At 45.3% G+C, this 24336-nt stretch carries 18 protein-coding genes; 14 read left to right on the top strand and 4 right to left on the bottom strand.

All coding sequences use genetic code 11. The features are described from left to right. Positions 1 to 108 precede the first annotated feature (108 nt). Both ACFI6J_RS07575 and ACFI6J_RS07580 read right to left on the bottom strand, forming a co-directional pair. Positions 109 to 1965, bottom strand: coding sequence for an alkaline phosphatase PhoX (locus tag ACFI6J_RS07575; RefSeq protein ID WP_061486042.1), 1857 nt, complete (start codon positions 1963 to 1965; stop codon positions 109 to 111). A 451-nt stretch (positions 1966 to 2416) separates the two neighbouring features. Further along, positions 2417 to 3646, bottom strand: a complete 1230-nt coding sequence (locus tag ACFI6J_RS07580; protein WP_061486043.1) for a DUF4861 family protein — start codon at positions 3644 to 3646, stop codon at positions 2417 to 2419. 178 nt (positions 3647 to 3824) lie between these two features. Between ACFI6J_RS07580 and kduD the strand changes: the two genes are divergently transcribed. The 11 genes from kduD to ACFI6J_RS07635 all read left to right on the top strand — a co-directional run bounded on the left by kduD (position 3825) and on the right by ACFI6J_RS07635 (position 15706). Continuing rightward, the gene (kduD, locus tag ACFI6J_RS07585; protein WP_014976831.1) at positions 3825 to 4583 is read left to right on the top strand and encodes a 2-dehydro-3-deoxy-D-gluconate 5-dehydrogenase KduD; all 759 of its coding nucleotides are present in this window, start codon (positions 3825 to 3827) and stop codon (positions 4581 to 4583) included. Between the two features lie 40 nt (positions 4584 to 4623). Beyond that, positions 4624 to 5469: a 5-dehydro-4-deoxy-D-glucuronate isomerase gene (gene kduI, locus ACFI6J_RS07590; RefSeq protein ID WP_061486980.1), complete on the top strand. Its 846-nt coding sequence runs from the start codon at positions 4624 to 4626 to the stop codon at positions 5467 to 5469. 30 nt (positions 5470 to 5499) lie between these two features. Beyond that, on the top strand, positions 5500 to 6483 hold the full coding sequence (locus ACFI6J_RS07595) for a TRAP transporter substrate-binding protein (protein WP_061486981.1): 984 nt from the start codon (positions 5500 to 5502) through the stop codon (positions 6481 to 6483). Between the two features lie 2 nt (positions 6484 to 6485). Next, a complete protein-coding gene (locus ACFI6J_RS07600) occupies positions 6486 to 6971 on the top strand; it encodes a TRAP transporter small permease (RefSeq protein ID WP_061486044.1) in 486 nt (161 codons plus the stop codon). Next, entirely contained in the window at positions 6971 to 8266 is a 1296-nt protein-coding gene (locus ACFI6J_RS07605; protein ID WP_014949873.1) for a TRAP transporter large permease, read from the top strand. Before ACFI6J_RS07600 ends, ACFI6J_RS07605 begins: the two co-directional genes overlap by 1 nt. Positions 8267 to 8412: 146 nt before the next feature. Next, on the top strand, positions 8413 to 9429 hold the full coding sequence (locus tag ACFI6J_RS07610) for a LacI family DNA-binding transcriptional regulator (RefSeq protein WP_014949874.1): 1017 nt from the start codon (positions 8413 to 8415) through the stop codon (positions 9427 to 9429). Between the two features lie 209 nt (positions 9430 to 9638). Then, positions 9639 to 11129 (top strand): UxaA family hydrolase, encoded by a 1491-nt coding sequence (locus tag ACFI6J_RS07615; protein ID WP_061486045.1) that lies wholly within the window; start codon positions 9639 to 9641, stop codon positions 11127 to 11129. An 11-nt stretch (positions 11130 to 11140) separates the two neighbouring features. Next, positions 11141 to 12556: a glucuronate isomerase gene (gene uxaC, locus ACFI6J_RS07620; protein ID WP_039225321.1), complete on the top strand. Its 1416-nt coding sequence runs from the start codon at positions 11141 to 11143 to the stop codon at positions 12554 to 12556. Between the two features lie 2 nt (positions 12557 to 12558). Continuing rightward, the gene (locus ACFI6J_RS07625; RefSeq protein ID WP_061486046.1) at positions 12559 to 14100 is read left to right on the top strand and encodes a mannitol dehydrogenase family protein; all 1542 of its coding nucleotides are present in this window, start codon (positions 12559 to 12561) and stop codon (positions 14098 to 14100) included. Continuing rightward, positions 14100 to 14738 (top strand): bifunctional 4-hydroxy-2-oxoglutarate aldolase/2-dehydro-3-deoxy-phosphogluconate aldolase, encoded by a 639-nt coding sequence (eda, locus tag ACFI6J_RS07630; protein WP_014979614.1) that lies wholly within the window; start codon positions 14100 to 14102, stop codon positions 14736 to 14738. The genes ACFI6J_RS07625 and eda overlap by 1 nt, the downstream gene beginning before the upstream one ends. After that, on the top strand, positions 14735 to 15706 hold the full coding sequence (locus ACFI6J_RS07635; RefSeq protein ID WP_014976838.1) for a sugar kinase: 972 nt from the start codon (positions 14735 to 14737) through the stop codon (positions 15704 to 15706). Before eda ends, ACFI6J_RS07635 begins: the two co-directional genes overlap by 4 nt. 144 nt (positions 15707 to 15850) lie before the next feature. Here ACFI6J_RS07635 and ACFI6J_RS07640 read toward each other — a convergent pair whose 3' ends face one another. After that, a complete protein-coding gene (locus ACFI6J_RS07640) occupies positions 15851 to 16786 on the bottom strand; it encodes a rhamnogalacturonan acetylesterase (protein ID WP_069944523.1) in 936 nt (311 codons plus the stop codon). Between the two features lie 203 nt (positions 16787 to 16989). Further along, positions 16990 to 19689, bottom strand: coding sequence for a TonB-dependent receptor (locus ACFI6J_RS07645; protein ID WP_462585965.1), 2700 nt, complete (start codon positions 19687 to 19689; stop codon positions 16990 to 16992). Positions 19690 to 20371: 682 nt separating this feature from the next. Between ACFI6J_RS07645 and ACFI6J_RS07650 the strand changes: the two genes are divergently transcribed. From ACFI6J_RS07650 to ACFI6J_RS07660, 3 genes are read left to right on the top strand one after another with little or no spacing between them, the layout of a single operon-like run. Further along, positions 20372 to 21577, top strand: coding sequence for a glycoside hydrolase family 88/105 protein (locus ACFI6J_RS07650; RefSeq protein ID WP_069944525.1), 1206 nt, complete (start codon positions 20372 to 20374; stop codon positions 21575 to 21577). Positions 21578 to 21610: 33 nt separating this feature from the next. After that, positions 21611 to 23077, top strand: a complete 1467-nt coding sequence (locus tag ACFI6J_RS07655; protein WP_069944526.1) for a glycoside hydrolase family 28 protein — start codon at positions 21611 to 21613, stop codon at positions 23075 to 23077. A 13-nt stretch (positions 23078 to 23090) separates the two neighbouring features. Beyond that, positions 23091 to 24293 carry a pectinesterase family protein gene (locus tag ACFI6J_RS07660; protein WP_069944527.1) on the top strand — a complete coding sequence of 401 codons (1203 nt, stop codon included), beginning with the start codon at positions 23091 to 23093 and terminating at the stop codon, positions 24291 to 24293. The last annotated feature ends 43 nt before the right edge of the window (positions 24294 to 24336 follow it).

The following is a 24336-nucleotide window of genomic DNA, read 5'->3' on the forward strand; positions in this document are numbered from 1 at the left end:
ATCATCACAACGGAAAAATCCGGGTACGTAGGGCCTGTTGACCTTTGTTGTACACCAAAGGTTAACAGGCCCTAGGTACCCGGAGTATTTTTAAATTAAAAAGAAAACTTACTTATCTGCTGGCTCATACATCCACAGCGTATTGTTTTCTTGGAAACCGTCTTCACCGATAAGAATACGGCCGTCGTTCATCACCACTACGTTATCTGGTTGAGAAAGCTGTTCAACGTCACAACGCTCGGCGCCAGTTAGGCTTGAACGGTACGTACCGCCCATCACCACAGGTTCAATACGAGAGATGTTATAGCCTTCTTCAAGCTTGGCACGATAAACACCACCACAGTCTTTAACGCGGGCTGAAAGCTGCATATCGCCTTCACCGTCAATCATTGTGTTGTCGATATCAGCGATGCCGATGTAAAGGTATGCATTCTGTACCACTTCACCTTCGATAGTATCTACACCTTCAACCGCTTCCTTTGCGCGTTTCTGGTTGATTGAGATACCTTCCAGTTTTCTCCACTCTGCGGTAGCCCCTTTAAGACGGGCCGCTGCACGACTCTCTAAGAACGCTACGCGGTTATCCATTGGCTGTCCTGCTGTTACGCTAGAGCCACCTTCCTCTACCGTTGGATAGGTCGCATCGCCATCAGCCCATGCTTGAACGTCGGCCATAGTAATGTAAGAACTTTGTCCATCCACGTAATCGTCGGTACCAATACCATTGTATTCATCAATCCACGCGCGAATAGTCAGGTTATCACCGCTAGCTAATTCCACCCATTCAACCGCAAAACCAGTTGTCGCAGGATCATTCTGACCTGCGTCCTGAGTGAGCTTAGCGCCGTAAAGTGTACCTGCCGATAAGTCTTCAGCTGTGTCTGCGACAAACTTAAACAGTACGCCACCCGTATCATCTTGAGAAAGGTAAACCGTTTTTCCGTCAGGCATGACCGTTGAGTTCTCATGCTCGTAACGGCCCATGGCGAAATGCTTAACAACAACCGGCTCATCAGCCAACGGCTCTGTTACTTCCGCAATGTAGCCATAGTTGTACGGGTTTGGCGCATCTGGCGCCGTCATTTGCCACATACGACCTAAGCGCGCATCTGTAGAAACGGCCTCTGGGTTATTCCAGCTTGGTGATGTTGTCGTATCCACCGCCGAATCAACCACCCACTCTTCTGAAGTAAGCGGTGTACCCCAAGGTGACATTGAACCAAAGCAGTTTGCCGCCGTTCCCCACACTGGCGAGAAATCCAGCATCATGGCTTCAGTTACTTCCCACATACCAAACTCGTCTTTTTCAACTTTCATGCGGCTCATACCGCCAGGAAGCTCTTCCCAGTTCGAGAAAAGGTAACCTTCGCCTTCGGCGGTTGAGATGAAGCCGTTAAAATCAGGCATGTCATTTTCAAGAACCAACTCTTCGCCATCCAACGTGTAGATGTGACCTAAGCCTTCTGGTAGGTCAGTACCGAAAGTGTCGCCCGTTTGTCCAAGTACTTGATATTGACCAATGGCAGAAACCACCAGCTCTTTTTCTTCATCTGAGCTTGGTACAGGTGAATTTGGTAATGTTACTGGCAGATTGTTGAAGTTAGCACCTGCAAGCACGCCCACTGTACCGGTGTTGATAGGCATTGCATTTACACTGGTTGTCGCCGCATTAGTGCCAGACGGGTGCTGAACGTTAAAAAATAAATCGCCTTCGTCTGTTAAGAATATACCGGTCACTTCTGCACCAAGTGGAACCGTAGCGATACGTGTTAGCGTACCTGCACTATCACCTTGAGGACCTTGGTCGCCCGCCGGGCCTTGATCTCCTACTGGGCCTTGCTCACCTACAGGGCCTTGTACACCGTCTTCGCCATCGTCACCTTCCAGTGAACAGGCAGTCATCCCTAGTGTTACAGCCAGTGCTATCGCTGAATACTTAATTCCACGAAGAGTTTCGCTTTTCATTATAGTTCCTTGCTTATACTTGTTTTCGATGTTGAGTGGAGGTAAGCAGAAGACTCACCTCAGTAAACCGTCTTAGCGGGCGAAAGTCTGGAGGACATTTGTGACATTCCGGTGACAGTGAATTGACACCAAAATGAAGCTTTATTGACACAAGGGTCTGAAAAAACGAATAAAACAAATGCGAAGAGTTACGAAGGCGCTGTAATCATTGGGATTATTGAATGATCAATCAAGAAAACCTAAACCACTCAGTCAGTTTATGAATTATTTGTTTCACAATACTGGTCAGAGCTTTGTGCCCGTGAACACAACAGCACATAACTGCTTGAAACTTGGATGGGCTAAAATGGAAAAATAGGGTAGTTGGAGAAGGCAATTAGAGAAAGACACGGTATAAGCTAACGGGCTACGCATTTAGCTACGGCCCGCTAGCCTGGTCGCTAAGTAATACTTAGTTTAAGACGGTAAGAGGATGATTATACATCTTTAATTTATTAACCAGATAATCTTCAAACTGCTTTGCAGTTTGTACATCACTGCTGCGCTTAGGCCAAACCGCGAAAATTTTATAATCAAAAGCGGTTAAAGGTTTGAACAACACAAGGTGGTCATGTTCACCCTCGAATACCTTTTCGACCTGATCTAACCGATAAACAACGGCCAACCCTAAGTTGTCATTATCTGCCAAGATACTTTGCGTTCCCCAAGTCGCTACAACGCCCCACTCACCACGCTCGGCTTTAATCACCTGCATTCCATCATGCGCCACTAGACCTGCGACAATATTATCCGAAGGCTCTGATAGAGAAACGCTGATGTGGGTTGAGGGGTCAAACGCATCAATTCGATAGTGCGTGGTAACGTCGATGCTGTCCGCTTTCGCATTAGACGATGACCACCCTTCGTAGCCAACCTCGAACTCAGCCCGCAACTGAGAATTCGATACTAATTGGTATTGCGTATTCTCTACATGCTGAAAATGCATGACTGTCTGCGTTGAGGAGTCTTGGGTTTCTTGTTCTGTTAATCGACCTAGCGCACCCACGCCCAACGATTTACCAACTTTAAGCGCGTCTCCGCCCCACGAAGATAAATTATGATAGCTATCGTAGCCGTCTTGCCCCACCTCAGGTAATACTACACTGTCGTTCGCTTTAACAAAGACATCAATAGCGTTACGCCAATCAAGATAAAGGCGATAGCCCATTTGATCAGACTCCCAGCCTGGTCCTTCGTAACGCAAAAAGTAAGAATGATCGGTCAATTGTGGAGGCGATGTGAATGAGGTAACTTCTTCAAAAGAAAAACCCTCAGCGCTATATGCTGCGTCTTGCCATTCTCCTCCTGTTCTTACGGAAAGTTCAGCGTGCGCCCGGTCTTGGAGGGTAACATTCGTAGCTTGCTCAGGTGGCATAAGTTCCAATGACGCACTACTTCCTGGCGCAATAGATGCTGCACCTAGTAACACCGCTTGCCCTTCGCTATTCTCAATCCATTCTGACGGATATTGCTTTAACTTCCACCCCGAATATTGCGGGGGCAGAGATACTTCAAAAATTTGATCGCCGCTACCACCGTCTGCCGAATTTTTCACCTTAACAGACAAAGCCGAATTTATATCCCCTTGTGAGCAACTTGCCAATAATGGCACCAAAATTAGACCTATCTTACTAAATTTCATCACTTTTATGCTCTCCATCGGTTGTTAACGCATTTAACTAATTAACGATATTTATAAACAATATATTGACAAATGCCACCGGTGGCAATTATTTTAAATTTTGTTAACGAGATTTTTCAATTTAGTATGTCGATAAAATTCGTCATACCCATGAACCATTTAGTGAAAGGTAAATTACATGGTCAACTTTAGCCTAGAAGGTAAAACCGCATTAGTGACCGGAGCAAGTCGAGGTATAGGCCAAGCGCTTGCTTTAGCACTCGCCACTTCTGGCGCCTTCGTCATCTGCGCCAGTTCTCGACCAGGTGGATGTGACGAGACACTACGTAAAATTCAAAGTGAAGGTGGTCAAGCCATGGCATTAGATGCCGACCTCGCTGATGCCGACGCGGTAGTTAAACTTGCTGAAGATGCGTTAAGCATTAAAGGACACATCGACATCCTGCTGAATAACGGCGGCACTATTTTCAGAGCACCAGCAACCGACTTTCCTTTTGACGAGTGGAAAAACGTGCTTGCTGTCAACATCGATTCAGCTTTCCTACTTAGCCAAACTATTGGCAAGACGATGGTAGAACGGGGACAAGGCAAAATCATCAATATTGCATCAATGTTAAGTTATACAGGTGGCATCACCGTTCCTGCCTACACAGCGAGTAAACACGCCATCGCGGGTCTTACGAAAGCGCTAGCAAACGAATGGGGCCAATATAATGTGCAGGTGAACGCTATTGCGCCAGGTTACATCAAAACCGATAACACCCAAGCACTGCAAGATGATGAAACGCGCAGTGCTGAAATTTGTGCCCGCATTCCAGCAAATCGCTGGGGGGAAAGTGATGATTTAGCAGGTGCGGCGGTATTTCTTGCGAGCGCAGCAAGCAATTACGTAAACGGCCATATCCTTGCTGTCGACGGCGGCTTTCTAGCACGTTAATTAACGAATGGGGGATACAGCCATGAGCGATAGAAAAGACATGAGCAAGAAAATAGATACCCGATATGCTATCGGTCGTAAAGAGGCCAATGCTTACAACACGCAAGAATTGCGTGACGCATTTTTAGTCGATACCCTAATGATACAAGGTGAAGTCGTATGGATATACACCCACTACGAACGCTTTATGCTTGGAAGTGCCGTACCGACAACGTCAGCGCTAACGCTAGAAACCATTGAAGATCAGTTAAAGATGCCGTTCTTTACCGCCCGTCGCGAAGTCGGTGTAATTAATATCGGCGGGCCTGGAACCATTACTGTTTCAGGCACCACTTATCACCTTGATAATGAAGAGGCCTTGTACATCGGACAAGGCAATGAAGAAGTCATTTTTGAGTCGGACAACGCGTCCAACCCTGCCAAATATTACTTAAACTCGGCGCCGGCTCACCACGCCTATCCCTGCAAAAAAATAGGCAGCACAGATGCAAACATCCTTCACTTAGGCAGTCAGGAAACCTCCAACAAGCGTGATATCAAACAGTTACTTATCAATACTGTTGTCGATACTTGTCAGCTTCAAATGGGACTAACGCGTCTGCATACAGGCTCTGTCTGGAACACCATGCCAGCTCATCAACATGACCGACGCAATGAAGTGTACTTTTACTTTGATATGGATAGCGACAGCCGCGTATGTCACTTCATGGGCGAACCTCACGAAACTCGCCATATTTTTGTAGCGAATGAAGAAGCCGTGGTATCGCCACCTTGGTCCATTCATTGTGGTGTAGGTACTGGAAGCTATGCATTTATCTGGGGAATGGCAGGTGAAAACCTGGATTACGATGATATGGATAAGTTTCCGCCTTCACAGTTGCGTTAAGCAGCCCTGCTCTAATTAGGTGTAATGATTATGTTGCGGTATATAAAACTCACACTGTCAGCCACGGCCCTGTTGCTAACCTCGGCGTGTTCGCAAAATGAACTGCAAGGCGAAGTCACCGTATTGCGCTTGGGGCATACGTTGGACACTCAACACTCAGTACATAAAGCAATGGAATATCTTGGAGAGCGCCTAGATTACTATTCTGACGGTACAATGAGTGTGGTTATTTACCCGAGCAGCCAGCTGGGAACCGAGAGGGAGATGGTAGAACTGCTGCAGATTGGCTCACTCGCCATGACTAAGGTGTCGGCAAGTCCTTTGGAAGGGTTTGCTCCCGAAATGAAGATTTTTAGCATTCCCTATATTTTCCGCGATAACGAACACTTCTGGCGTGTATTAAACTGCGATTTAGGCGATGAGTTACTATCTGGTGTTGAAGACTTCCGACTTAAAGGCCTCGGCTATTACGATGCGGGAAGCCGTAGTTTTTACACCAACGATAAACCAATAGAAACACCAAGCGATCTGAACGGGCTCAAAATTCGCGTATTGAACAGCCCTACTGCAGTAGCAACAGTTCGCGCACTCGGAGGAGCTGCAACCCCCGTTGCCTGGGGAGAACTGTACACTGCGCTTCAGCAAGGCGTTGTAGACGGCGCAGAGAATAACCCGCCCAGCTACTACCTTTCACGTCATTATGAAATTGCCCGTTACTACAGTCTTGACGAGCATACCAGTGTTCCAGACGTCATGCTGGCATCGCTGCCGGTATGGGAAAGTTTGAATGAACAGCAGCAAACGTGGCTAACCAAAGCAATGGAAGACTCTGTTGAATACCAACGCGAACTTTGGAAAACATCTACGCAAGCCTCTTTAGAAAAGGTAAAAGCCGAAGGCGTCACAGTTATTACGCCTGATAAAGCGCCTTTCGTTGAAGCGGTAAAGCCTTTTCATAAGAGCTTTGAAGACACGCCAATTGGCGACTTAATTACGCAAATAAAAGCGATGTAACAATGACAATAATACGCCTCATCGATAAAGCCTTAGCCGGCACCCTTATTATTGCCATGGTAAGTATTTTACTTACCGTAATTTGGCAAGTGGTCTCACGTTACGTACTTAAAGACCCTGCTTCGGTCACCGAAGAGTTGTCTAGGTTCATACTTATTTGGATTGGCATCTTAGGTGCGGCCTACGCCTATCGCCAAAACGCGCATTTGGGGTTCAACTTAATTGTTGAGCGTCAGTCTCGTAAAGTGAAACGCCTTCTACTTACCTGCGTTGAAGTCATTGTCATTATCTTCTGTGTTTTGGTGATGGTTTACGGCGGCGCTGAACTAGTGTCTCTTACATTAGAGCTAGAGCAAATCTCAGCGGCGCTAGGTGTGAAAATTGGCTTTATCTATAGCGTGCTTCCCTTATCTGGAGGCCTTATCATTGCCTATGCACTGGTTAACATTACTGCACTTTGGCGAAACAACAATAAGGAGTCAGCGTAATGGAACTGACCGGTATTATCTTAGTCGTCGCCTTTTTTGTACTCCTTCTTTTAAATGTTCCTATTTCGATCAGCATTGGTGTAGCCACGCTGCTTGCTATGGTAATGAGCATGGACATTGCTCCGGCAACCATTACTATTGCCCAGCGTATGGCAGGTGGTCTCAATAGCTTTGCGCTCTTGGCAATCCCATTTTTTGTTTTATCTGGCCTTATCATGGGACGCGGCGGGATAGCCAAGCGATTAATTGAATGTGCAATGGCGCTTATTGGTGCCCTTCCCGGTGGTTTAGCCTTAGTAAATGTTGTTTCCTGCATGCTGTTTGGTGCAATTTCAGGGTCTGCAGTAGCGACTACGTCTGCTATTGGCAGCTTCATGTTGCCCGAAATGAAGAAAGCTGGCTACGAGCCGAATTTTAGCGCAGCGGTCACTGCCGCTGCATCAACTACGGGAATGTTAATTCCGCCAAGTAATATCTTAATTGTATACGCAATCGCTAGCGGTGGCGTATCCATCGCCGCCCTCTTTATGGCTGGCTATATTCCAGGCATTATGGTGGGTCTAGCGCTCATGCTGGTGTGCTTTATCTACGCAAAAATGAAGGGATACCCCCTATCGCCGCGGCTTCCTATTAAAGTAGTTGTCGAAAAAACTATCGCAGCACTCCCTTCCCTATTCCTCATATTCTTAGTGATTGGCGGCATTGTGGGCGGCGTTTTTACCGCTACCGAAGCTGGTGCCATTGCGGTGGTTTACTCATTGCTGTTAGCTGTGGTGTTTTATAAAGAAGTGGATGCGAAAGCCCTACCTGATATTTTCTTGAAGGCGGCAGAAACGACGGCAATTGTAATGCTGCTTATCGCGGCCTCAACAGCGATGTCTTGGCTATTGTCGTTTGAGAACATTCCGCAAACCTTAAGTAACGCACTGTTGTCGATAAGCGATAACCCATTACTTATTCTTCTCTTAATCAACCTATTGCTTATCGTAGTTGGTGCATTCTTGGATATGACACCTGCCGTACTTATTTTTACGCCCATATTTTTGCCGGTGGCCTTAGAACTTGGAATGAGCGAACTGCAATTCGGCATCATGCTCGTACTCAACCTGTCTATTGGATTGTGCTCACCGCCCGTCGGCGCCGTACTTTTCATTACCTGTGCCATTGCCAAAACCAAACTTGAGAACATCATTCGACCGCTAATACCTTTATATGTGGCTATGTTTGTCGTTCTTATGCTAGTTACGTATGTCGCATGGTTCAGCGAAGCGCTACCACGTGCACTAGGATTTTAGTAAGGTAGAATCATCAAAACTGAAAAGTGTGGTCAGGCGTAGTTTGATCACACGAACTTTCACTTTTAAGTAACAAAAACGTATTACCCGTATTTGTATGGTAATATCGGAAGTAACGACATAATAGCGCGGAAAAACAGAGAATTATGAACAAGCGCCCGACTATCAATGATGTTGCAGCCCTAGCAGGTGTATCAAAGCGTACCGTGTCACGCGTCATTAACGGTGCGACCAATGTGGGAAAAGCAACACGTGAGCGCATTGAAGCGGTCATTCAAGAAACGGGGTTTGCCCCTGACAAACAAGCGCGTGGTTTAAGTACTAGCCGCTCTTACTTGATAGGCTTGATTTATGACAACCCCGATGCCTTGTATATAGACCAAGTACAAAGAGGCGTGTTAAGCATATGTTCTCAAAAGGGTTATGAGTTAGTTGTACACCCTTGTAGTTATAATGCCGAAGGTTTTGTAGAAGACTGTATTAACTTTGTGCGTCGTTCAAACATAGATGGTGTCATCATATTGCCACCGGTATCCGAATCGAAGTTATTAGCCGACGCGCTGCAACAAAAGAGTATTAACTATGTGCGAATGGCGTCAGTAGATTTAGATGACCATCAAAATATCGTAGTGAGTGACGACAGAGCTGCTTTAAGTGACTTAGCGCGCTATATGGTTTCACTAGGCCATAAAGACATTGGTATCATCAGCGGTCCGCAACAGTATTATTCCTCAAAAGAGCGTTTGGAAGGCTTTGTTGAAACGCTTAACGGCCTGGGTGTCGATGTACCTAAAAACAGGGTAATTGAGGGTAAAAACAGCTTCGAAAGCGGTATAGAATGCGCGCGTCAATTGCTTATTCAGTCACCACGAGTTAAAGCTATTTTTGCAAACAACGATGAAATGGCAGCAGGCGTATTGAAAGTGGCTCATGAAATGGGAATAACCGTACCTGACGAACTATCCGTCGCGGGGTTCGATGACAACTTACTTGCTGCCCGCGTAATCCCTGCCCTTACCACTGTTCAACGTCCCGTTGGCGATATGGCAGCTATCGCAGCGCGTAAAATCATCGCGCATATCGAAGGCAGTGAAGTTAGTGAAACCGAAACGTATCTGGTCAAACCTCACCTAATTATTCGCGATTCAATCAAAAAAGTGTGATTTTTTACAATGAAGTGTTGCTAACACTTCTTTTTCGACCTATTATGCCACCGGTGGCACGACAATAAAAAAGAATGTTAAAAATAAACAATTTGTAAACAGAGCGTAAAAAGCAACGTTTTCTAATCTATCGCTCTTTTTAAGTACACAGTGCTTATTTAACAACGCTTGGCAGTTAAATAAGCCGTAAAGATAAAGCAGGACTTGTAATGGACGTTAAAACACAACTAGTTAAAGTGCATAATAACGATAACGTTGCGGTTGCAACCTGCCCTATCGTGGCTGGCACTTACATCGCTGAATATGACATTACAGTTAGCCAAGACATTCCTGCTGGCCATAAAGTTGCCTTAGTTACCCTGTCAGACGGTGGCGACATCGTAAAATATGGTTTCAGCATTGGTGCTGCAACAAGCCAAATTAATGCTGGTGAACATGTTCACAGCCATAACGCAAAGACTAAGTTAAAAGGCACTGAACAATACGTTTACGCGCCGTCAAATACCGCTTCAAAACAAAACCATCTTACTTCTGGGTTACAGTTCATGGGCTACAGAAGAGAAAATGGAAAAGTGGGTATTCGCAATGAAGTATGGATCATCAATACCGTAGGCTGCGTAAATCGAACAGCAGACCGTATTGCCAACGAATGTAATCGTCGTTTCGCTAGCGAGTGTGACGGATTCCGCGCATTTACCCACCCTTTTGGCTGTTCTCAGCTGGGCGATGATTTAGATGACACGCGCACTATCTTAGCCTCTCTCGCATCTCACCCGAACGCTGGTGCGGTGTTAATTGTAGGCTTGGGTTGCGAAAACAATCAGCTTAAGAGTCTACTGCCTCACGTTGATAAACCGGCAAATCGGGTTCGCTTCTACAACGCACAAGAAGTGGTAGATGAGTTAGAAGAAGGCGTCAATGCGGTTTATGACTTGTTAAAAGTAATGGCTAATGACAAACGTGAGCCGATCGACGCTAGCGAATTAACCTTAGGCATGAAGTGTGGTGGTAGCGACGCTTTTAGCGGTATTACTGCCAATCCAACAGTAGGGCGTGTTACCGATTTAATGTGTAATCTAGGTGGCTCGGTCATTTTAACCGAAACGCCAGAAATGTTTGGTGCCGAACAGCTCTTAATGAATCGCGCTAAAAACAAAGACGTATTTGAGGCGTTTAACTCGCTGATTGATGAGTTTAAGAACTACTTTATCGCCCACAACCAACCTATTTACGAAAACCCGTCTCCAGGCAATAAAGCTGGCGGATTAACCACGCTAGAAGAAAAGTCACTCGGCGCGGTTCAAAAAGGTGGAACCTCTATTATTCAGTCTATCTTGCAGTATGGCGAGCCAAAGCAAGACAAAGGCTTAAGTTTATTACAAGCACCTGGTAACGATGCCGTTAGTTCAACGGCGTTGGCAGCATCGGGGGCACATATCGTTTTATTCACCACAGGCCGAGGCACGCCCCTTGGTTTTCCTGTACCCACAGTCAAGATATCGTCAAATTCAGATATCGCTAATAAGAAGCCACATTGGATAGATTTTAACGCTGGACAAGTTCTAGAAGGCGTCTCTATCGATAAGTGTGCCGAAGCGCTACTCCAACATTGTTTGGCAGTGGCATCTGGTCAACAAACCTGCAACGAGAAGAATGGCAGCCATGAGATTGCTATTTGGAAACGTGGCGTCACCCTCTAAAAGAGAGCGTTATGGAATCGATATTATTACATGAAGATAGACTTTTTCCTGCCGATGAAGCAACCCGAAGTGTTGCAAAGGCGCTGTATAAGGAAATTCGAGATCTCCCTATCATAAGTCCACATGGCCATACTGACCCACGTTGGTTTGCACAAAACAATAATTTCACCAATGCAACCGAGTTGTTTATCACCCCTGATCACTATGTGTTCAGAATGCTGTATAGCCAAGGTATTAAATTAACCGATATTGGTGTGCCACGTTGGGACGGCGGCGAAACGGAAAAGGATCCACGTAAAATCTGGAAACTTCTGGCAGATAACTATCATCTATTTGCTGCCACACCATCGCGTTTGTGGTTAGACACTGTATTTCACGATGTATTTGGTTTGCGAGAGATGTTGTGTAGCGACAACGCAACGCATTATTACGACCACATCACTGCGCAGCTTCAAGGGGATGACTTTAAACCCCGTGCGCTGATGGACCGCTTCAATATTGAAGTGATTGCTACCACCGAAGGCGCGCTTGATGCCCTTCCCCATCACGCAGCGATTAAAGATACACCGTGGGCAAAGCGGGTTATCACCACCTTTAGACCTGATGATGTAGTCGATGCTTCACGCGAAGATATTGTTTCAAACATTGAGAAACTTGGTGAACTCACCGGTGAAGACACTGCAACCTGGCAGGGCTACCTGAACGCAATTCGTGCACGACGTGCCGTCTTTAGAGAGCACGGTGCAACAGCAACAGATCACGGACACCCAACGGCGAACACAGCTGATTTAAGTGAAGCTGAGTGTATTGCTTTATTCGATAAAGTAAGAAGTGGAAACAGTAACGCTGAAGAGCAAGAGCTATTTAGAGCGCAAATGCTTACCGAATTAGCGGGAATGAGTGTAGAAGACGGCATGGTGATGCAAATTCACCCTGGTTCGTTTAGAAACCACAACAGTCAGCTCTTTACACAGTTTGGTCGCGATAAAGGCCACGACATTCCAATGCAAACAGATTTTGTTAAAGCGCTTCGCCCGTTACTCGGTAAATACGGTAACGAGCCTAACCTCGACATTATTCTATTTACATTAGATGAAACCACGTACAGCCGTGAATTAGCACCACTTGCAGGCCACTACCCTTGCCTGAAACTTGGTCCTTCTTGGTGGTTCCACGATAGCCCTGAAGGCATGTTGCGCTTTAGACATCAAGTGACAGAAACCGCAGGTTTCTTCAATACTGTTGGTTTTAATGACGATACGCGCGCGTTCTTGTCTATTCCTGCACGTCATGATGTTGCCAGACGCATTGATTGTCGCTTCCTTGCACAGTTAGTTGTGGAGCACCGCATCAGTGAAACAGAAGCGGCCAGCATTGCAAGAAAACTAACTTATGATTTTGCTAAACAAGCGTACAAACTGGGGTAATCATGACAAAGCCGTTATCAATTTCAACGCTACCTCTTTTAAGTGACAGCGTAAGTAAACCAAATTACGATCTGGAAGCAACCGGTTGTGGCATTGTGCATATTGGTCCAGGTGCCTTTCACCGTGCGCACCAAGCGTATTATACCGAAAAGGCGCTGGCTTATGGCGGTGACTGGCGCATTCACGGTGTGTCAATGCGCAGCGCATCTCTTAAAGAAGCGTTGAGTACACAAGACAATCTCTATGCGTTGTGTATTGTTGATAACGAGCCTGAAACCCACATTATCGGCGCAATTAAAACCCTTTCTACATTAGCACATGATCGTGAAGACATTGTTGCTGCACTGGTAAACAAGCAAACTAAAATTGTGACGCTTACCGTGACAGAAAAGGGCTATTGCCTTAATGCGCAAGGTCATCTAGATACTGATCATCCGGATATTAAAGCTGATTTAGTCACGCCAGAAACACCGGTAAGTGCAGTTGGCCTAATTGTGCAAGCGCTAGCACAACGTAAGCAGGCAGGCTATGCAGATATTACCATTATCAGCTGTGACAACGTGTCAGACAACGGTAAAAAGCTGCAAAAAGCGGTGACCGAGTTCGCCAATAAAACGGACGAATCACTCGGCCAATGGATCAGCGAGAACATCGCCTTCCCCTGCACCATGGTTGACAGTATTACGCCAGCAACTGAAGACAGCTTTAAAGCCAACGTTGCCGCTGAGCTGGGTTTAACTGATAGCTGGCCTATTCAGCGAGAGGCATTTACTCAATGGGTGGTTGAAGATAATTTTTCTGGCCCACGACCTGCTTGGGATAAAGTTGGCGTTACTTTTACTCATGATGTGAGCTTCTTTGAGAAAGCTAAGCTTCGCATTCTAAACGGCACACATTCAACACTGGCCTACATAGGGTTATTGCTTGGCAAGGAAACCGTATTCGACGCAATGCGTACCCCAGCCATAAAGCAACTGATTCAAACCATGTTGAAAGAAGAAATTGTTCCGTCTCTATCCAGTGATAACGAGAATGCCGATAGCGGAACACAAGACTTCGATCTGAACGCTTACGCACAAGACATTGTTAAGCGCTATGAGAATAAGCATATTCGCCACCTGTTGTCGCAAATTGCTTGGGATGGGTCACAGAAAATCCCATTTCGAATTCTCGACACAGTACGCGATAACCTAAAAGCAAAACGAAATATTGATTTGCTCTGCAGTGCCGTTGCGGCCTGGTGCCTATTTGTAAATAACAAGGCACGTTTAAACGAAACTATCACCGACCCGCTAGATAGTATGTTAAGGGCCACAGCAAAATCGGTAGACTTTCAGGCAATAGAACTTGCTAAAAAATTGCTATCTCTTGAAACCATGTTCGCTGAACTGTCGGTAAACACTACGTTCAAAGAAAAAGTGCTCGAAAAAGTTAATCAGCTGCTTAACATTTTATCGCACGAAAACAGCAACGAAGGTCAGCAAGGTTCTGCTCCCACTACGTTAACAGAAAGTTCGCTAGATTCACTAAAAGGAACCGCGTGATGAAAAGTACCTTTTCCATGCTTAAAGGCGCCCCATTACTCCCTATTATTCAGCCTAAATCTGTTGACGAGGGGCTTCACCTAGCAGAAGCAATTGCAAATAGCGGCCTGTGCAACATAGAAGTAGTGAAACGCAGCGACGCAGCATTTGAAGCCCTGTCAGCCATTAGAAAACAGTTTCCTGAACTCGTTGTGGGTATGGGCACATTGTTAAATCGCAACCACGTATTTGAAGCGTTGGATGCAGGCGCGCAGTTTTTGATAACGCCCACGAGCTCAGAGACATTGCTCGATACACTGATTGCGTCTAATGCACCCTTTTTGCCAGGTGTCGCTACGCCTGCCGATATTCTTTTGGCGCACCAAAAAGGCATTCGCGAAATGAAGTTCTTTCCTGCGAGTCTTAGCGGCGGAACACCTTTTCTTAAAGCTATTTCAAGCGTATTTAGCGATGTTTCCTTCTGCCCTACCGGCGGCATTAATGGCGACAACGCGAATGAGTATCTCTCGCTTGGCAATGTAAGAGCAGTAGGCGGTACATGGATGATGCCGAAGGCAGCCATTGAAGCAAAAAATTGGCAAGCTATAACTTTGGCATGTCAACAAAGCCTAACATTGTTTGATGAGGCTGCGGCATGAGCATAGTTGATACCAACCAAAGAATGGTTATTTTTGGCGAGTGCATGGTAGAGCTTCGAAGCACTCAGCGTGAGTCATCAGTTAGTACGCGCGATGAAAACACAGATAATAATCTGATGGCGAAAAGCTTTGCTGGCGACACGTACAACACTGCGGTTTATTTAAAACGCTGCTTGCCTTCATCTTCCATTAGTTACTTAACGGCGATCGGCGCAGACTTTTTAAGCGATGAGCTGCTGTTTAAAATGGGTGAGCACGAAATTAACACTGATTTAGTGTTTCGCTCGTCGTCGCGTAACCTTGGCCTGTATATGATCCGCAACGACAACGAAGGTGAAAGAACCTTTGCATATTGGCGTAACCAATCTGCAGCAACACAGACGCTCAACATTATGAAGGGCGCTGAATTTGCTTGTGATTGGTTTTATTTGAGCGGTATCTCTATTGCCATTTTAGATGACGAACAGCGCGCTACACTTTTCGAACTGATTTCGTCCCTCAAGGCCAAAGGCAGTAAGATTGCCTTTGATCCTAATTATCGAGCTCGTCTTTGGTCATCTCAAGAAGATGCCAAATACTGGACGGGTAAGGCATATGCTGAAGCAGACTTGGCGTTCCCAGGTGCAGACGACCATTTAATGCTGTTTGGCCACACTAATGCTGATGAAATATTTAGCTATTTAGCCGACAAACAGATTGAAGAAATCGTAATGAAAAACGGGGCAGTTGGCGTTCATATACTCCGCCAACAAGAGCAATGTATTGTGCCTGTTGAGCGTGTTGAACAGGTGGTTGATACAACGGCTGCTGGCGATGCATTTAATGGCGGTTATATGGCCGCTCGACTTGCAGGTAGAAAACCTGTTGAGAGCGCGAGCTATGGGGCAAAAGTGGCAGCTACTGTGATTACCTACCCCGGTGCCATTATATCAGGTGATGCCTTCACTAATCACATACCGTCGCTATAGTCGGTATGTGACATTCCTCTTTCTTTTCTCTTCTATTTCCTGCCATTGTAACCATAAGCAAGCACGCTAATTAAGATAAAGGCGATCCCCCACTAAAAAACGCGGCACGCCCGCAATAACGCGCCACTTCATTTTTATGTGAGCTTACAACGTGTCTCGATATACGTATTTTGCCAGTGGGTGCGCTGTCGCTTTTAGCTGTCGCACGAATATTTGCGCCATTTTCGCCGCGCCCACAACGTTCAAGTGAGTGTCGTCCGTTTTGCCTTCAGGGTAGCGCGCATATAAGTCGGCGGGCACCTTAATGAAGTAATGGTTGCTTTTAGGCTCGCCTACCTGAGCAAGAAAATCGCAAGTTAAAGCGTTCATAGGAATAAATGGCACGTTATTTTGTGCTGCCACTTTCTTCGCTGCATCGGCATACGCCAGCAACGTCCGTTTTAATACACCTTCCTCAGTGAAATGACGCCTGCAGATACTACTTGCGATAATCACTGATGCCCCTTTTGCTTCAACATCCTGAACAAACTGATTCAAGTAAGCTGGATAAGCATTTTCCGGGTCGGCATAGCGAGCAGGATCCGACTGTTTTTGATCGTTATGACCAAACTGAATAGCCACAAAATCACCTTCAGACAGATCGGATAACAGAAGCTGCCAGCGTCCCTCATCTACAAATCGCTTTGTGCTTCTGCCGTTAGCCGCGTGGTTTTTAATATTAAGATTGGGCAGCATGAATTCAGGAAGCAATTGCCCCCACCCACGCTCTGGATATGACAACATAGGCTTGTCTGACATGGTTGAATCGCCGACAAGATGTAGGGTAACTGGCTTTTTGTAGGGTGGAGCTTTTACAGCCTCTTCACTGCCTTTATTAGTAGCGCTTTGGATTGAAGCATTTTGGGAACCCGAACTGGTAAGTGCATAAGCGCTAGATTGCGCCGCGTAACTAATGTGAAGTGTACTCGTGCCTTGCTGGTCTGCCACTGCAAAAGTACTCGATACAACAAAAACGCTCGCAAGACTGTAGCGCAGCGCGTTGAATATTTTCCCTGTGGTGGGTTTACTTGAATTTTTCACACCTTTTCTCCTTTTCAATATTTCTATTGTTGCGATGCAAATTGCTCAAAAAGTGAAGTAGAGGCGTGCTGAATTCCTCCCTGCCTACACTTTTTGCACATAAAAAAGGCCATCATTACGATGGCCAAACACACCCGTCTTCACGGAACACAACATTTAATTATTATCTCAGGCCGGCCAACATAATTGGCCGGCCTGTTTTTTTACATAGTATAACGAGCACCCAAGAAGAACTGACGGCCCGTGTGGTTGTACTCACGTACCAAGTTCAAAGAGCCATCACCCGTGGTAAACAAGCGCTCGTACTCATCGGTAAGGTTAATGACTTCAAAGGTCAACGTTAGCTCGTCGTTTACGTTATAAAATGACGAGAAATCTACCTGCGTAGGTCCTGTCGTACCGTGCGCAACGTTACCATTGCTGCCAGTAAAGTCTGTCAGGTAATCGTCGCGTTTGTTAACTGACACACGCGCACCGTATTGGTCTGTTTCGTAATACACCGTAAAGTTGTACGATGTTTCACTCATACCTTCGATGTCGTCAGCGTTAACGTGAGTGTAGTTCGACACGATACCCATGTTTTCGAACAGGCCTGGTAAGAAACTTAGCGGCTGCTGATAAATTAACTCATAACCGCTTACACTTCTGTCTTCAGCGTTAATTGGACTGCTATGCTCGTATGGAATAGTGCGAGGGTCTAGCGCAATTACAGGGTCAAACTGTGCATCGTTGTCGATAAAGTCGTAGTAAGCACTGTCGACTAAACGCTCTTCTGATGCGCGAACAATCCAGTTATCAATGTCTTTGTAGAACACTGTTGCTGCTAGTAGCGCTTCGTCATCGAAGTACCATTCAACACCAAAGTCAACGTTGTTCGACGTAAACGGATCAAGGAATGAGTTCCCCACGCTCACCGAGCCGTTAATATAATCAAAGCTTGGGTTACCAGGGTTTAATGAGTTCAGGCTTGGGCGAGTCATAGACTGTGTTAAGCCAAGGCGAACAACTACGTCATCAGTTGCTTCAAGTGCTAAGTTAACTGCTGGTAAAAAGTTATTGTACTCGTTTTCGATTTGTACCGTTTCGCCTTGAATAAAGCCTTCAGAGGTTGTGGTTGTTTTCACATAACGCACACCGTAATTAGCGCGAAGTAACATGTCGGCAATCTCATAGCTCGTATCAAGCTCAAGATACATTGCTGATGTTTCTTCGCCTACTTGCCAGCTTTGTGCAGAACGCGGTGTCCAAACCACATCTAACAATTGGCTATTAATAGCGTCAAAGTCGGCAACAAGGAACGGGTCAAGAGGGCCATCAAAACCACTTCCGAAATCGTCTACCGGCATAATTTCAGCAAAACCTACTGCCGAGTCTTGATCCGGGAAGCCATTTATTTGCTCTTCACTGTAGGTTACAACACGGTCATTGTAGGCAAAGCCAGCCTTAATAGTGACTTCATCACCTAAGTATGTCGCATCAAATTTGACCGTGTCGTTTTCGCGCAATACATCAGTAGCACGTAATCGGCCATCGCTTAGATTATAGTTGCTTGCATCGTTAACATCGTAACCGTAAGTCACTTCTGGCGCGTTGCTGTTATTGCTAAAGTCAAAGCCGTAGCTGGTTTCTTCCAGCAGCGTCATATTGTAACGATATTGCTCTGAACGAGCGTCAGACTCTGCAGTACCTGCCATCATATCAAGTTTAAGGTTTTCACCAATAAACCACTCGCCAGAAATTACAAATTGGCTAAAGTCTGTAGTTGATTCCTGTAAACGGCTTTCAATACGCGATTTGATACCGTCGTACGTACCAGCCAGCACCTGTTGACCATTAGGATGAATAGTAATAGAGGTAGGCGTAATTTCTTCGAATGTACTTCTGAACATGTGGAAGAAGTTATACATGGTACGGGTGTTATCAAGCTTGGACACTAAACCGTCTAGCGTTAGTGTGAAATTATCTGTTGCAGCCCACTGAATTGAACCGGTGAAGCCTACACGCTCTTGATCATTACCAAAGTAGTCAGGTCTAGGTAAACGAGGAGTCCATAAACAATTAATCGGGTCTACCGACTCACCTTCATACTGGCAATCATCTACGTCAGGTGTACCGTTAACAACCGTGTTTGATGTATCGCCAAAGATGCCACCACCATCACGAACTGGAGTAGTCCAACGAACTGTACCAAAACCTTCCTGTCTTACTGTACGCTCTGAGAACGCTGCCGAGAAAAGCACACCGACTTTGTCGTCAGCGAAACGGTTGCTGATCATGAAAGCGGCGCGAGGATCGGTCTCTTCTGTAATGCTGTTATAGCCGCCTTGAAGAGATGAAACGAATTTAAAACCGTCGTAATCAAACGGCTTTGCCGAGTACAGATCAACCGTACCTGCAATGCCGCCTTCTTCCATAGAGGCGGTAGGAGATTTTTGAATATCTACGCGGTTGAACAATTCAGAAGCGAAAATGTTAAAGTCAAAGCCACGTCCACCGTTTACACCGCCACCTGAGTCAGTGCCATCTGTACTTGCTGGCACTTCCATGCCATTAAGTGTTGTGCGGGTAAATGAAGGGCTCAAACCACGCAAAGTAATTTGGCGCCCTTCTCCACCTTCACGAGAAATGGCTACGCCGGGTACACGTTGAATTGACTCAGCAATATTTAAGTCCGGGAATTTACCAATGTCTTGCGCAACAATTGATTCTTTACTGTTAACTGATGTTCGCTTTTCCATCAGTGATTTATTAAGTGATCCACGAAAGCCTGATACTTCAATGACTTCCATATTTTGCGCTTCGGTTTCACTGGCTTGTTCGTCTGTGGCTTCTTGCGCATGAATATGTGCGCCTGACAACGCTAGCGTAACAAGAACAGCGAGTTGCTTTTTCTTTGGTAACATTGTTGTTTCTCCGGTTTTTATATTTATAAGAGACGCGCATACTGACAAAAGGTGAAGATGCTTTTGAAACGTGTGTGAACTATTCAAAATTTACACAAATTCAACATTTATCGTATTTAACCATTTCACTTCCCTTTATGCCACCGGATAACATTTTGGTGATTAATACCGTCAATGCTTTACATTTATCCGATAGCACGTCTTGGCTGTTAAGGAAGCGAAAACGCGTCAATTCTAATTCATTCTCTATAGTGGTCTCGTAAACCACCAAAACCTTGAATGAGAAGAGTTGCAGGGTACAGCTATGTTTTCTAATTAACGCAAAACTTCTCTTCGGCAATAATGTAAACCTCGAAAACAACACTCAAGCTTTACATTTGATTTACATCCTAAACAGTTATGCTACCGGTGGCAACAATTTTGTTGAAAAAATTTACAATAATTAGAAAATTGATATGCAATGATGAAAGAAGAAGAGATTAATGAAACTAACCCAAGCAGGATAAATATTTCAATTAAAACATTTAAATACAGGCATTTACGTTATATCTACCACTTTTTCGACGCGTAAAATAAAAGTTAAAAAATGTAAATAATTCCGTTGACATATGAGCAAATAAAAACCATTATGCTACCGGTAGCACAGAGTGTATTTACAATGTTATAAAAATAAGGGTTTGTTATGCTAAAAGGTATTCTACGCGCAGCTTCCGTTGTAGCTTGCACGGCGTTTGTTTCTTCCGCTGCTAATGCAAATGATTGGGTACAAATGCCTCTCGACAACACACAATCATGGTCTATGAGAATGATAGAGTCTGAGATGGTGCGTTTCCCAGAAGCTTGGCAAATCGATTGGGATGAGAAGCCACAATGGGATTACGTTCACGGTCTCAACCTCCTTGCCATAACAGAAGTCTATCAAGAGATTAAAGATCCCCGTCTCCTGTCTTATGTAAAAGGTTACTACGACATGTTGGTTCAACAAGACGGAAGTATCAAAACCTATGATATCAATAAGTTTAATATTGATATGGTTAACCCTGGTAAAGTGCTGTTTTTCCTCTATGAAGAAACCGGCAACCCTAAATACAAAAAAGCCGCTGACCTACTTAGAACGCAGCTTACTACTCACCCACGTACCGAGCAAGGTGGCTTTTGGCATAAGAAACGCTATCCAGACCAAATGTGGCTTGATGGCCTATACATGGGGGCCCCCTTCTACGCTGAATACATTGTTAAGTACGGCGATATGAAAGAGCTAGACGACGTATTTTTGCAATTTGAACTCATTGAAGAGCACCTTTACGACGAAAAAACAGGCCTCCCCTTACATGGCTGGGACGCATCTAAGAAGCAAAAGTGGGCTGATAAAGAAACAGGTCTTTCTCAACATCACTGGTCACGTTCGCTAGGTTGGTATGCTATGGCAATGGTGGATGTGCTAGAAGTTGTTCCTGCCGAACATCCAAAAACACCGTGGCTAAAAGCGCGCTTTAAAGCGTTTATCGACGCTACGCTTACCTATCAACATAATTCAGGCACCTGGTATCAGGTTACTGACTTGGGAAGCCGTGAAGGAAACTACCTTGAAGCATCAGGTACAGCAATGTTGACCTACGCTATGGCTAAAGGTGCAAGCCTTAAGTTTCTTCCTGATGAATACAAAGCTCACGCAGAAAAAGGGTTTGCTGGACTCCTTGATCAAATGATTTCGGTTAATCCAGATACTAACGTTATCAGCCTTGAGCAAGTTTGCGCTGTTGCTGGTCTTGGTGGAAATCCATATAGAGATGGTTCATTCGACTACTACATGAGTGAGCCAATCAGAGCAAACGACGCGAAAGGTGTAGGCCCATTCATTCTGGCTGCACATTATTTGAATAAGTAAAAAGCGCTAAATTGTAAATAAAAGGGGTATATGATGGTCCGACCTAACTCACCGAATGCCAGACGTCACTTCTTAAAGTCTGGTCTCGCCACCACTGTTGCAGCTTCTGGGATGGCTGTAGGTGTTCCTACATTCCTATCCGGATGTGCAAATGTGACCGAAACGGGAAGGACTCAACGCCAGTGGGACGCCGAAGCAAACCTTATTAAAGGGATGATAAAGCGCCCCACCTTTGCAAAGCGCGAAGCTAATGTTACCGACTTTTTAAATGAAAATGGCAGTGACTTTAAGCAAGCGTTACATGCAGCTATCGACCAAGTCGCACGCCAAGGTGGTGGCAAAGTGGTTGTGCCAAAAGGCGACTGGCTATGCACCGGCCCAATTCACTTACAGTCGAATATAAACTTGCATATTGAGGCAGGCGCAACAATTCGATTTTCTACCAATCCTGATGATTACAAACCATATGTTTTTACTCGCTGGGAAGGTATGGAGTTAATGGGTTACTCCCCTCTTATTTATGCTTTTGAGCAAAGTAATATCGCAATCACCGGCAAAGGTACGCTTGACGGTAGCGCTGCGAAAGACAACTGGTGGCCATGGAAAGGTAAGTGGAAGGCTTCAACATGGGGTGACGATCCGGTTGAGAACCAAAAATATACCAGAGACACGCTGCAAGAAATGGTAGAAAACGGGACACCCGTTAGTGACCGCGTTTTTGAAAATAATTACCTGCGCCCTCCGTTTATACAACCTTACCGCTGTGAAAATGTACTTATCGAGGGTGTTACCATCCTGCGCTCTCCATTTTGGTTAGTTAACCCTGTGCTTTGCAAGAACGTCACCGTTAACGACGTGTACTGTAAAAGTTTCGGCCCAAATTCGGACGGGTGCGACCCTGAAAGCTGCACGAACGTTCTTATCTCTAACTGTACATTTGATACAGGGGACGATTGCATTGCCATTAAATCTGGACGCAATGCAGACGGCAGAAGGGTCAATGTTCCCTGCAGTAATATCGTCATAGAACATTGCGAGATGAAGGCTGGCCATGGCGGTGTTGTAATCGGCAGTGAAATATCCGGCGGTGTAGAGAATCTCTATGCTCAGCATTGCACCATGAGTAGCCCTGATTTAGACCGCGGCATTAGAATTAAAACCAACAGTATTCGGGGTGGCCACCTAAAAAATCTAAACTATCGCAATATCGATATTGGGACGGTGAAAGACGCTGTTGTCGTGAATTTCTTCTACGAAGAAGGTGATGCCGGTAACTTCCCTCCTCTTCTGGAAGATATCACTATAGAGAACTTGAACGTTGCGTCAGCTAACCGGGCCTTTGTGCTTCGCGGGTATGACCATACGCCTATTTCTGGGTTGACGTTGAATAACATAACGATAAAACGTGCGCTTAAAGATGCCGTTATCGAAAACGTTGCGCATCTTTCAATAAACAATGTGTTTATTAATAGCCAACCATTTAACAAGCACGGGCTGTAGAAGAATAAATACTATGGAATTTAATAAAGCACGTGTCAGTCTTAGTTTAGCCTTTGTGTTGCTGGCAGGTATACTTTTCAGTGGATTAAGCGCGGCAATGCCAGCAACAACGGATGTAGTGGTAGCTAAATCACGTGACAGTGACGATGACAGTGACGTAACTAAGGACGCTTTACCTCATTTTAACTCTGTGTCCCAAGCTGTTACTTATATCGCGTCTCACAAGCCACAAAAAGATAAAGTATGGACCGTCTTTATTAACGAAGGCGTTTATCGAGAGCGTGTCGTCATAAACGTTGATAATGTTCACTTTGTGGGCCAGTCGCAAGAAACAACGACTATCGTTTTCAATCGGTATGCAGGTCAACAAGTCGCAGAGAATTCTCAAGAAAAATGGGGAACTCGTCGCACTGCCACTGTGGAGATTTTAGGGGATAATATCACTCTGGAAAATATCACTATCACCAATGATTTTGATTATCCCGGTAACGAGGTCAAAGCAAAAGACGATCCTACTCGATTATCAGGTACGCAGGCAGTAGCGCTTAAAACCGATGTGAACTCAGATCGCACTTACCTTAAAAATGTCGCACTTTGGGGTTACCAAGATACCCTCTATTTAAAAGGTGACCGCGCTCTGATTGAAGGCGGAACAATAGCAGGACATATTGACTTTATTTTTGGTGAGGGCACCGCGTTTTTTGAAAGCGTTTCTATTGTTTCCCGTACACGTTATTCTGGCGGTGATAGCGAAGGACTAACAGGCTACATTACCGCCCCAAGCACTCATTTACAGCGTCCTTATGGGTTAACGTTCAATAACTGTAGGCTTGAAAGAGAACAAGGCGTTCCAGATGAAAGCGTGGCACTGGGAAGGCCTTGGCATCCTACAACCACCTTTTCAGATGGCCGATATGCAAACCCTTACGCTGTAGGTAAAACCACGTTTATCAACACCTATATGGCAGGTCATATCATCCAAAAGCGCTGGACTACTATGGGTGGAACTACGCCATCAGGTACAAAGAGACCATTTAATCCCCACACAGAAGCAAGATTTTCCGAGTACCAATCTCACGGAGAAGGTGCTCCTAAAGCAGTCTCCTCACCAGCAATAAACTCTCATTTTCTGAATGATAAAAACGCGGCTTTTTACACTAAAGAGGCGGTATTGCGAGGCTGGGTGCCTAATAACATCCCGAACGATATTAAATAGAGCAACATAAGCGTAAGTAATTTGCTCGGCACATTGCGTAACC

This window comes from Alteromonas sp. G4i13, from assembly GCF_054960505.1.

Coding starts and splice junctions, on each gene's coding strand:
- ACFI6J_RS07575 (WP_061486042.1), bottom strand. CDS start 1,965: ATGAAAAGCGAAACTCTTCGTGGAATTAAGTATTCAGCGATAGCACTG.
- ACFI6J_RS07580 (WP_061486043.1), bottom strand. CDS start 3,646: ATGAAATTTAGTAAGATAGGTCTAATTTTGGTGCCATTATTGGCAAGT.
- kduD (WP_014976831.1), top strand. CDS start 3,825: ATGGTCAACTTTAGCCTAGAAGGTAAAACCGCATTAGTGACCGGAGCA.
- kduI (WP_061486980.1), top strand. CDS start 4,624: ATGAGCAAGAAAATAGATACCCGATATGCTATCGGTCGTAAAGAGGCC.
- ACFI6J_RS07595 (WP_061486981.1), top strand. CDS start 5,500: ATGTTGCGGTATATAAAACTCACACTGTCAGCCACGGCCCTGTTGCTA.
- ACFI6J_RS07600 (WP_061486044.1), top strand. CDS start 6,486: ATGACAATAATACGCCTCATCGATAAAGCCTTAGCCGGCACCCTTATT.
- ACFI6J_RS07605 (WP_014949873.1), top strand. CDS start 6,971: ATGGAACTGACCGGTATTATCTTAGTCGTCGCCTTTTTTGTACTCCTT.
- ACFI6J_RS07610 (WP_014949874.1), top strand. CDS start 8,413: ATGAACAAGCGCCCGACTATCAATGATGTTGCAGCCCTAGCAGGTGTA.
- ACFI6J_RS07615 (WP_061486045.1), top strand. CDS start 9,639: ATGGACGTTAAAACACAACTAGTTAAAGTGCATAATAACGATAACGTT.
- uxaC (WP_039225321.1), top strand. CDS start 11,141: ATGGAATCGATATTATTACATGAAGATAGACTTTTTCCTGCCGATGAA.
- ACFI6J_RS07625 (WP_061486046.1), top strand. CDS start 12,559: ATGACAAAGCCGTTATCAATTTCAACGCTACCTCTTTTAAGTGACAGC.
- eda (WP_014979614.1), top strand. CDS start 14,100: ATGAAAAGTACCTTTTCCATGCTTAAAGGCGCCCCATTACTCCCTATT.
- ACFI6J_RS07635 (WP_014976838.1), top strand. CDS start 14,735: ATGAGCATAGTTGATACCAACCAAAGAATGGTTATTTTTGGCGAGTGC.
- ACFI6J_RS07645 (WP_462585965.1), bottom strand. CDS start 19,689: ATGTTACCAAAGAAAAAGCAACTCGCTGTTCTTGTTACGCTAGCGTTG.
- ACFI6J_RS07650 (WP_069944525.1), top strand. CDS start 20,372: ATGCTAAAAGGTATTCTACGCGCAGCTTCCGTTGTAGCTTGCACGGCG.
- ACFI6J_RS07655 (WP_069944526.1), top strand. CDS start 21,611: ATGGTCCGACCTAACTCACCGAATGCCAGACGTCACTTCTTAAAGTCT.
- ACFI6J_RS07660 (WP_069944527.1), top strand. CDS start 23,091: ATGGAATTTAATAAAGCACGTGTCAGTCTTAGTTTAGCCTTTGTGTTG.